Origin of the sequence: Pseudomonas citronellolis, assembly GCF_029335315.1 — a bacterium.
Lineage (GTDB): Bacteria > Pseudomonadota > Gammaproteobacteria > Pseudomonadales > Pseudomonadaceae > Pseudomonas > Pseudomonas citronellolis_A.
This window is the reverse complement of sequence record NZ_JARJLT010000362.1, coordinates 1-8525: the sequence shown is the minus strand read 5'-3', so window position 1 is coordinate 8525 and position 8525 is coordinate 1. Positions and strand designations below refer to the sequence as shown.

The following is an 8525-nucleotide window of genomic DNA, read 5'->3' as shown; positions in this document are numbered from 1 at the left end:
CGGCCGTGGGCGACGGCCGCGATCTTCACTTGACCAGCCATTCGTTCCACCGTGCCGCGATGGCCGGGCCGTTCTTGGCCCAGTACGCGTAGTCGAGGGTGATCTGATCCTTAGCGTAGGCGGTCGGCAGATTGGGGGCGAGATCGCCCTTGAGCTGGCCGACGCTGTCGAGGTTCACCGGGGCGTAGGCGGTGAGGTTGGCGAACTCGGCCTGGCCCTTGGCGCTGGACGCCTGGGCCAGGAACTTCATGGCCGCGTCCTTGTTCTTCGAGCCCTTGGGGATGACCAGGAAATCGGCCATGACCAGGTTCTGCTTCCAGCTCACGCCGACCGGCGCGCCGTCCTGCTGCAGGGCGTAGACGCGGCCGTTCCAGAACTGCCCGAGGGTCGCCTCGCCCGAGGCCAACAGTTGCTGGGACTGGGCGCCGCCGCCCCACCAGACGATGTCCTTCTTGATGCTGTCGAGCTTCTTGAAGGCGCGGTCCAGGTCCAGCGGGTAGAGCTTGTCGGCGGGCACGCCGTCGGCCAGCAGGGCCAGCTCCAGCACGCCGGGGCTCGGCCACTTGTACAGCGCGCGCTTGCCCGGGTAGGTCTTGGTGTCGAACAGCGCGGTCCAGTCCTGCGGGGCGTTGCCGCCGACCTTGCCCTGGTTGTAGCCGAGCACGAAGGAGAAATAGAAGGAGCCGACGCCGTGGTCGGAGATGAAGCGCGGGTCGATGCGGTCGCGCTTGACGGTGTTGAAGTCCAGCGGTTCGAGCAGGCCTTCGCTGGCGGCGCGCAGGGCGAAGTCCGCCTCCACGTCCACCACGTCCCACTGCACGTTGCCGCTTTCGACCATGGCTTTGAGCTTGCCGTAGTCGGTGGGGCCGTCCTGTACCACGCGGATGCCGCTGGCCTGGCTGAAGGGCTCGGCCCAGGCCTGTTTCTGGGCGTCCTGGGTGGTGCCGCCCCAGCTCACGAAGCTGATGGCGTCGGCGGCGCTGGCGGCGGTACCGGCCAGGCCCAGGAGAGCGGCGAGGGTCGCCGCGACTGCGCATTTCTTGAACACCATGTACATGCCCTCGTTGTTGTGTTTGTGCGCGGGCAGGCGCTGTGTGCCTGCCCATCAGGAGCAGTGGCCATCTGGGCCTGTCAGGGTCGGCCTTGTCCGGAGCGTTGTTCAGGCTGTCCCGTGTTCGGGGGCGCCGAGACAATCGTCGGCCTACGGAATGTCATATTATGGTATTCCAAACTTTGTGCAAGCCTTCTCCCCTGCGCAAGCCGCGTGGTGCGGCGCCTGGCGCCCTCCATGGCGCCCTTGGCGAGCCTCTGTGGGGACGCCAATTGGCTGATTTTTCTGAGGTTTATCCACACGTCCGACGGGCCTGGAGCTGGCCCGGGGCCAGCGTCGTCGGACCGATGGTCAGGCCGGGTTGGCCGGGGTCCAGTCGTCGAAGGGCACGCTTTCCACCACCTCCAGGCCGTAGCCGGTGAGCCCGGCGTACTTCAGCGGCGGCCCGAGGTGGCGCAGCTTGCCGACGCCGAGGTCCTGGAGGATCTGCGCGCCGGTGCCGACCTCCGAGTAGATGCGCGACTGCGAGCGGGCGAACGGCCGGCTCGGCTGGGTCAGCTGCGGCACGCGCTCCAGCAGGGCCTGGGACGACTCGTGGTTGGCCAGCACCACCACCACGCCGCGGCCTTCCTCGGCGACCCGTTGCAGCGCCGCCCACAGCGTCCAGTTCTTCGGCCCGGCGTATTCGGCGCCGACCAGGTCGCGCAGCGGGTCGATCACGTGCACGCGCACCAGGGTCGGCTCGGCGGGGTCGATGTCGCCCATCACCATGGCCATGTGCACGCCGCCTTCGATGCGGTCTTCGAAGTTCACCAGGCGGAAGGTGCCGTGCACCGTCGGCAGCTCGCGCTCGCCGATGCGCTGCACGGTGTGCTCGTTGCTCAGGCGGTAGTGGATGAGGTCGGCGATGGTGCCGATCTTGATCCCGTGCAGCGCGGCGAAGGTTTCCAGCTCGGGGCGGCGGGCCATGCTGCCGTCGTCGTTCATCACTTCGACTATCACCGCCGCCGGGGTCAGCCCGGCCAGGCGCGCCAGGTCGCAGCCGGCCTCGGTGTGCCCGGCGCGGGTGAGCACGCCGCCTTCGCGGGCGCGCAGCGGGAAGATGTGCCCGGGCTGGACGATGTCCTCGGCGCTGGCGCCCGGCGCCACCGCGGCCTGCACGGTGCGCGCGCGGTCGGCGGCGGAGATGCCGGTGGTCACCCCGCTGGCCGCCTCGATGGAGACGGTGAAGGCGGTGGAGTAGGCGCTGCCGTTGTTCGGCACCATCTGTTCGAGGCCCAGGCGCAGGCAGTGCTCCTCGGTCAGGGTCAGGCAGATCAGCCCGCGCGCCTCGCGGGCCATGAAATTGATGGTCTCGGGCGTGCAGAACTCGGCGGCCAGCAGCAGGTCGCCCTCGTTCTCGCGGTCCTCGTCGTCCACCAGCAGCACCATGCGGCCCTGGCGGAAGTCCTCGATGATTTCTTCGGTGGTGTTGAACGGCATGGCCGGCTCCGGGGTGTGGCGGGAGTGGAATTTTGGTATACCATCATACACAAAATAGCCATCGAACGAGGTTGCCATGAAGGCCTACTGGATCGCCCACGTGGACGTCACCGACCCTGATCAGTACAGCCAATACACCCGTCGCGCGCCAGCCGCCTTCGCCCTCTACGGCGGCCGCATCCTCGCCCGCGGCGGCCGCGCCGAGGCCCTGGAAGGCCGCCCCACGCCGCAGCGCAGCGTGGTCATCGAGTTCGCTTCCTACGAGCAGGCGCTGGCCTGCTACCGCTCGCCGGAATACCAGGAAGCCTGGGCCCAGCGCCAGGGCGCGGCGAAGGCCGAGGTAATCATCGTCGAGGGCGTGGAGGGCTGAGGCTGGGGGTTTCGTAGGAGCGAGGGGGACGCCTAGTTCTTGCTCGCGAGCGGTGCCCCCGGCGATCACGGCATTTCCGGTTGGCTCCGCCTCCTCTCCCTAACCCTCTCCCTTCAGGGAGAGGGCCGGTGACAGGGGACAAGATCACCCTCAAACACCAGTGCTGCCGGGAAATGCCGTTCGCGAGCAAGCTCGCTCCTACAAAAGAGGAAGCGACGCAGGAAGCTCAGCGGATGAAGTGGATCTTCCCGGTATCGTCATTGCCCATGTAGATGCCGTACACCCCGGCCTGGCGTTCCTCTATGTAGCGTTCGAGGATCTGGCGGATCGCCGGGTAGTAGATCTGCTCCCAGGGAATGTCCTGGGGCGCGAAGAAGCGCCGGTCCAGGGTCTCGGTGCCGAAGGTGTCGGCGATCTCCAGCACCTGGGCGCGGAAGATGATGTACACCTCGCTGATCTTCGGCACGCTGAAGATCGAGTAGGGCGAGAGGATTTCCGCGCGCACGCCGCTTTCTTCCCAGACCTCGCGCAGGGCTGCCTGCTCGGTGGTCTCGCCGCTTTCCATGAAGCCGGCCGGCAAGGTCCAGGTGCCAGGGCGCGGCGGGATGGCGCGCTGGCACAGCAGGTAGCAGCCGTCGCGCTCGATGATGCAGCCGGCGATGACCTTGGGGTTCTCGTAGTGGATATGGCCGCAGCCGCCGCACATCAGGCGCTCGTGGGTGTCGCCGGGCGGCTGCCGGCGTTCCATCCGGTCGCCGCCGCACTGCGGGCAGAAGCGCGGGGCGGGCATGGCGTCAGCGACCTATGCGCGGCTCTTTGAGCACGATGGGGGTGGCGATATCGCGGACCTTGCCGTCTTCCTGCTTCGACTTCAGGTACTCCAGCGCCACCTTGGCCGCCGCGCGGACGTGGTCCACCGAGGCCTGGTGCGCGGCCGCCGGGTCGCCGCTCTTGATCGCCGCGACGATCTTCTCCATCTCCTGGTTGCTCGCCCCGCGGCGGTTGACCTGGGACACGGAGGTGGCGCGCAGGTAGCTGATGCGCGCCTGCAACTGGCGCAGCTGGGTGGCGGCGATGCGGTTGCCCGAGCCTTCCAGCAGCACGTCGTAGAAACCCTGCACCGAATCCAGCACCTGCTGCAGGTCGCCGGTCTCCAGGGCCTCGCGGTTCTCGTCGAGGGCGCGTTCCAGGGCGCGGATGTCCTTGGCCTTGGCGTTCAGGGTGAACAGCTGGACGATCATGCCTTCGAGCACGCAGCGCAGCTCGTAGATGTCGCAGGCGTCCTCCAGGGTGATGATCGCCACGCGCGGGCCCTTGGCGTCGGCGAACTCCACCAGGCCCTCGGACTCCAGGTGGCGCAGGGCCTCGCGCACCGAGGTGCGGCTGACCCCGAGGCGATCGCAGAGGTCGCGCTCGACCAGGCGGTCGCCCGGCAGCAGCTGGAAGTTGAGGATGGCGCCGCGCAGCTTGTCCAGCACAATCTCGCGCAGGGTCACGGGGTTGCGGTTGACCTTGAAGCTATCGTCGAGGGGCAAGCGTTTCATGTGGTCCGCTCTGGTTATGGCTGTCCGTAGGATGAAGCGAAGCGGCCGGCTTGTCCGCTCTCTAGCCCTGGGCCTGAGCTTCGGCGTCGGCCTCGGCGAAGGCTTCGCGGGCCAGGCGGAAGCTGTCGACCGCCGCCGGAACGCCGCAGTAGATGCCGACCTGGAGCAGGATTTCGCGGATCTGCTCGCGGCTCAGTCCGTTGCGCAGGGCGCCGCGGACGTGCAGCTTCAGTTCGTGCGGCCGGTTCAGGGCCGAAATCATCGCCAAGTTTATCATGCTGCGTTCTTTCAGCGACAAACCCTCGCGGCCCCAGACGTGGCCCCAGCAGTACTCGGTGACCAGCTCCTGCAGCGGCCTGGAAAAGTCGTCGGCGGCGGCCAGCGACTTGTTCACGTAGGCCTCGCCCAGCACCTGGGTGCGGATCGCCAGACCCTTTTCGTATTTCTCGTTGCTCATCGGATTCTCCTGCGTTTCTCGTAGGAGCGAGCTTGCTCGCGAAGGCTTGGCGCATCGCCGCTTCGCGAGCAGGCCCGTTCCTGCGCGGAGCGGACGCTCAGCCCAGCTGCGGCAGGGCGCCGAGCTTGCCGCGGTGGTAGACCATGGGCACCACTTCCTGCTCGGGGATGATCAGGTTCTGCACCGCGCCGACGATGATCGCGTGGTCGCCGCCGTCGTATTCGCGCCACAGCTCGCATTCGATGATCGCCGTGGCCTTGGCCAGCAGCGGGTTGCCCAGCTCGCTCAGGCGCCAGTCGATGCCCTTGGCCTTGTCCTTGCCCTTGCCGGCGAACGCGTAGGCCTCGGCCTGCTGGTCGGCGCACAGCAGGTGGATGGCGAAGCGCTTGCTGTCGCGCAGGATCGGGTAGGTGTCGGAGGCGTAGTTCGGGCAGAACAGCACCAGCGCCGGGTCGATCGACAGCGCGCTGAAGGCGCTGGCGGTGATGCCGACGATCCCGCCCTCGGCGTCCAGGGTGGTGACCACGGTCACCCCCGAGGGGAACGAGCCCATGACTTCCTTGTAGATTCCAGGTTCGATCATGGTCGTCTCCTCAACGCATCACGAAGGGATCGGGCATGGGTTCCTGCGAGAGGTTGATCCACACCGTCTTCAGTTCGGTGTAGGCCAGCACCGAGTCGATGCCGCTCTCGCGGCCGTAGCCGCTCTGGTGGAAGCCGCCGATCGGGGCCATGGCCGAGACCGCGCGGTAAGTGTTGACCCAGATGATTCCCGAGCGCACGTCGCGCGCCAGGCGGTGGGCGCGGCCGAGGTCGCGGGTCCAGATGCCGGCGGCCAGGCCGTACTGCGAGTCGTTGGCCAGGGCCAGCGCCTCGGCCTCGTCGTCGAAGGGGATGACCGAGGCCACCGGGCCGAACACTTCCTCCTGCATGATGCGCATGGAGTGGCTGTCGCAGGCGAACAGGGTCGGCTCGTAGAACCAGCCCTCGCCCTTGCCCTCGGGGCGCTTGCCGCCCATCAGCAGGCGCGCGCCCTCGGCCTTGGCCGCGGCCACCAGGCCTTCGACCACCGCCAGTTGCTGCGCGGTGGCCATGGGGCCCATCTCGCTGGCGTCGTCCTGCGGGTTGCCGATGCGGATGCGCCGGGCGCGCTCGATCAGGCGCTCGACGAATTGGTCGTAGATCTCGCGCTGCACCAGCAGGCGCGAACCGGCCACGCAGCTCTGCCCGGTGGCGGCGTAGATGCCGGCGACCACGCCGTTGATGGCGCTGTCCAGGTCGGCGTCGGCGAAGATGATGTTCGGCGACTTGCCGCCCAGCTCCAGCGACAGCTTGGCGAAGTTCTCCGCGCTGCTGCGCACCACGTGGCGCGCGGTGGCGGCGCCGCCGGTGAAGGCGATCTTGCGTACCAGCGGGTGGCGGGTCAGCGCCGCGCCGGTGCTCGGGCCGAAGCCGGTGACCACGTTGACCACGCCCGCCGGGATGCCGGCCTCCAGCGCCAGGCGCGCCAGTTCGAGGATGGTCGCCGAGGCGTGTTCGGACGGCTTGAGGACGATGGTGTTGCCGGCGGCCAGGGCCGGCGCCAGCTTGATCGCGGTGAGGTACAGCGGGCTGTTCCAGGGGATGATCCCGGCCACCACGCCCAGCGGCTCGTGCACGGTGTAGGCGAACAGGTCCGGCTTGTCGAGCGGCAGGGTGCCGCCCTCGAGCTTGTCGGCCAGCCCCGCGGTGTAGTGGAAGAATTCCGGCAGGTAACCGACCTGGCCGCGGGTCTCGCGGATCAGCTTGCCGTTGTCGCGGCTTTCCAGCTGGGCCAGGTGTTCCTTGTTCTCGGCGATCAGGTCGCCCAGGCGGCGCAGCAGCTTGCCGCGGGCGGTGGCGCTGAGCTTGCGCCAGGCCGGATTCTCGAAGGCCTTCTGCGCGGCCTGGACGGCGCGCTCGACGTCTTCCTCGGCGGCGTCGGGCAGCAGCGCCCAGGGTCGCGCGCTGGCCGGGTCGAGGCTTTCGAAGGTGTTGCCGGAAAGCGCGTCGACCCACTGGCCGTCGATGCACATCTGGAAGCGGGCGAGTGTCATGCGACTATCCCCTTGATCGGGTTCGGTAGGCTCAGGGCCTGGTGCAGGAAGTCCAGCAGTACCTGGTTGACCAGGCGCGGCGACTCCACCGGCATCATGTGGCGCTGCTCGTCGAGCACCGCGACCTGCGCGCCGGGAATGCGCGCGGCCAGGCGCCGGGCCATCTCCGGGGTCGAGCCGAGGTCCAGTTCGCCGGTGGCGACCAGGGTCGGCACGCGGATGCCGCCCAGGTCCTCCGCACGATACATGTCCTGGGTGGCGAAGAGTTCGTAGGTGGTCAGGTAGCCCTGCGGATCGTTGCTCGCCAGGGTCTGGCGGATGGCCGCGATCTGCGCCGGGTTGGCCGCCTGGTATTCGCGGCTGAACCAGCGCGACAGGGCCGCCTCGGCGTTGGCGTCGGGGCCGTGCTCGGCGGCCTGGCGGGTCCGCTCGATGACCCCGGCGCGCTGCTCGGCGCTGCGGTCGAACACGCTGTTGAGGATCACCAGGCTCTGCAGGCACTGCGGGTGGTGCAGGGCGAAGGCGCGGGCGACCAGGCCGCCCATCGAGAAGCCGATGACCGTCGCCTGGGGCACCTGCAGGTGCTCCAGCAGCTCGCGCAGCTGCGCGGCGTAGCCGACCAGCCCGGTGCCCGCTTCGGGGCGCGGGCTGGCGCCGTGGCCGAGCATGTCGTAGGTGATGACCTGGTACTGCGCGGCCAGGCCGACGACCTGCCCGCCCCACATGTCCTGGTTCAGGCCCACGCCGTGGATCAGCACCACGGGCTGGCCTTGGCCGGTCACCCGATAGCTGGTGCCGGCCGGTGTACGTTCAGCGGTGAGCCGAATCATGGAGCGCTCCTGCCTTGGCCGTGGATCACTGGGCCTGCTCGGCGGCCAGTTCTTCCAGGTCGATGTAGCGGTTGCCGATGCGCGGGTGCAGGCGGCCACCGTCGGCGGCGCCCAGGACCACGATGATCTCGTCGGCGCGCGGCGCGTCCTCGATCTGCATCTCCAGGGTGATGTAGTGCGAGCGCAGGCCTTCGTCGTCCTTGTGCATCATCGGGATCTGGATCGAGGTGCCGGGGCCGCCGCGCTTGTTGGTGAAGCTCAGGTAGCTCTTGGCGTTCACCGCCTTGCGGTAGTGGTTGCCGAAACGCAGGGTGTGGATCACCGCCGAGGCGTGCTCGATCTCGCCGTCGGCGCCGACCACCGCGGCCTTGCCGTAGGCCTCGATCCTGTCGGCGCCGCCGATCAGGGCGGTCAGGCGCTCGACCATCAGGGCGCCGAGGTCGGAGCAGTTGGCCTTGATCTCCGGCTTGAGGTCTTCGACGAAGCCGCGACCCAGCCACGGGTTCTTCATCACCACGGCCAGGCCGACCATGGACACGGGCTTGTCGGTGGCCTTGCCGCCTTCGATGAAGGTCTCTTCGACGTAGCTGACGATCTTGCGGATTTCGAAGCTCATGGGGCACTCCTGTGTGGGGTAACTGATGATTTGGTCTGATGGTATACCATAATATTGGAAGTGCAAGAGGCAGGGGGTGGCGGCGGGCCGGGGATGGCGA

Annotated in this window: 10 protein-coding genes; 1 reads left to right on the top strand and 9 read right to left on the bottom strand. The window is 68.2% G+C overall.

From position 1 onward, the window contains the following. Positions 1 to 25 precede the first annotated feature (25 nt). Positions 26 to 1051, bottom strand: coding sequence for an ABC transporter substrate-binding protein (locus P3W75_RS27470; RefSeq protein ID WP_276230471.1), 1026 nt, complete (start codon positions 1049 to 1051; stop codon positions 26 to 28). Between the two features lie 351 nt (positions 1052 to 1402). After that, positions 1403 to 2533 carry a bifunctional 3,4-dihydroxy-2-butanone-4-phosphate synthase/GTP cyclohydrolase II gene (gene ribBA, locus P3W75_RS27465; RefSeq protein ID WP_276230470.1) on the bottom strand — a complete coding sequence of 377 codons (1131 nt, stop codon included), beginning with the start codon at positions 2531 to 2533 and terminating at the stop codon, positions 1403 to 1405. Between the two features lie 76 nt (positions 2534 to 2609). On the opposite strand from ribBA, the gene P3W75_RS27460 reads away from it, so the two are divergent. Then, positions 2610 to 2903 carry a DUF1330 domain-containing protein gene (locus P3W75_RS27460; protein ID WP_276230469.1) on the top strand — a complete coding sequence of 98 codons (294 nt, stop codon included), beginning with the start codon at positions 2610 to 2612 and terminating at the stop codon, positions 2901 to 2903. 226 nt (positions 2904 to 3129) lie between these two features. Here the strand turns inward: P3W75_RS27460 and P3W75_RS27455 are convergent, their stop codons facing one another. The 7 genes from P3W75_RS27455 to P3W75_RS27425 form a co-directional block, all read right to left on the bottom strand. Further along, positions 3130 to 3693 (bottom strand): NUDIX hydrolase, encoded by a 564-nt coding sequence (locus P3W75_RS27455; protein ID WP_276230468.1) that lies wholly within the window; start codon positions 3691 to 3693, stop codon positions 3130 to 3132. Between the two features lie 4 nt (positions 3694 to 3697). Continuing rightward, positions 3698 to 4447, bottom strand: a complete 750-nt coding sequence (locus P3W75_RS27450; RefSeq protein WP_276230467.1) for a GntR family transcriptional regulator — start codon at positions 4445 to 4447, stop codon at positions 3698 to 3700. Between the two features lie 61 nt (positions 4448 to 4508). After that, the gene (locus P3W75_RS27445) at positions 4509 to 4904 is read right to left on the bottom strand and encodes a carboxymuconolactone decarboxylase family protein (protein ID WP_276230466.1); all 396 of its coding nucleotides are present in this window, start codon (positions 4902 to 4904) and stop codon (positions 4509 to 4511) included. Between the two features lie 97 nt (positions 4905 to 5001). Continuing rightward, a complete protein-coding gene (locus tag P3W75_RS27440) occupies positions 5002 to 5487 on the bottom strand; it encodes a flavin reductase family protein (RefSeq protein WP_276230465.1) in 486 nt (161 codons plus the stop codon). Positions 5488 to 5497: 10 nt separating this feature from the next. Beyond that, positions 5498 to 6979, bottom strand: coding sequence for an aldehyde dehydrogenase (locus P3W75_RS27435; RefSeq protein ID WP_276230464.1), 1482 nt, complete (start codon positions 6977 to 6979; stop codon positions 5498 to 5500). Next, positions 6976 to 7809 carry an alpha/beta fold hydrolase gene (locus P3W75_RS27430; protein ID WP_276230463.1) on the bottom strand — a complete coding sequence of 278 codons (834 nt, stop codon included), beginning with the start codon at positions 7807 to 7809 and terminating at the stop codon, positions 6976 to 6978. The genes P3W75_RS27435 and P3W75_RS27430 overlap by 4 nt, the downstream gene beginning before the upstream one ends. Positions 7810 to 7834: 25 nt before the next feature. Continuing rightward, positions 7835 to 8425, bottom strand: coding sequence for an amino acid synthesis family protein (locus P3W75_RS27425; RefSeq protein WP_276230462.1), 591 nt, complete (start codon positions 8423 to 8425; stop codon positions 7835 to 7837). Between the last annotated feature and the right edge of the window lie 100 nt (positions 8426 to 8525).

Excerpts from the sequence above, each read along its gene's own strand:
- P3W75_RS27425 (WP_276230462.1), bottom strand. The coding sequence starts at position 8,425 with ATGAGCTTCGAAATCCGCAAGATCGTCAGCTACGTCGAAGAGACCTTC.
- P3W75_RS27430 (WP_276230463.1), bottom strand. The coding sequence starts at position 7,809 with ATGATTCGGCTCACCGCTGAACGTACACCGGCCGGCACCAGCTATCGG.
- P3W75_RS27450 (WP_276230467.1), bottom strand. The coding sequence starts at position 4,447 with ATGAAACGCTTGCCCCTCGACGATAGCTTCAAGGTCAACCGCAACCCC.
- P3W75_RS27445 (WP_276230466.1), bottom strand. The coding sequence starts at position 4,904 with ATGAGCAACGAGAAATACGAAAAGGGTCTGGCGATCCGCACCCAGGTG.
- P3W75_RS27470 (WP_276230471.1), bottom strand. The coding sequence starts at position 1,051 with ATGGTGTTCAAGAAATGCGCAGTCGCGGCGACCCTCGCCGCTCTCCTG.
- P3W75_RS27440 (WP_276230465.1), bottom strand. The coding sequence starts at position 5,487 with ATGATCGAACCTGGAATCTACAAGGAAGTCATGGGCTCGTTCCCCTCG.
- ribBA (WP_276230470.1), bottom strand. The coding sequence starts at position 2,533 with ATGCCGTTCAACACCACCGAAGAAATCATCGAGGACTTCCGCCAGGGC.
- P3W75_RS27435 (WP_276230464.1), bottom strand. The coding sequence starts at position 6,979 with ATGACACTCGCCCGCTTCCAGATGTGCATCGACGGCCAGTGGGTCGAC.
- P3W75_RS27460 (WP_276230469.1), top strand. The coding sequence starts at position 2,610 with ATGAAGGCCTACTGGATCGCCCACGTGGACGTCACCGACCCTGATCAG.
- P3W75_RS27455 (WP_276230468.1), bottom strand. The coding sequence starts at position 3,693 with ATGCCCGCCCCGCGCTTCTGCCCGCAGTGCGGCGGCGACCGGATGGAA.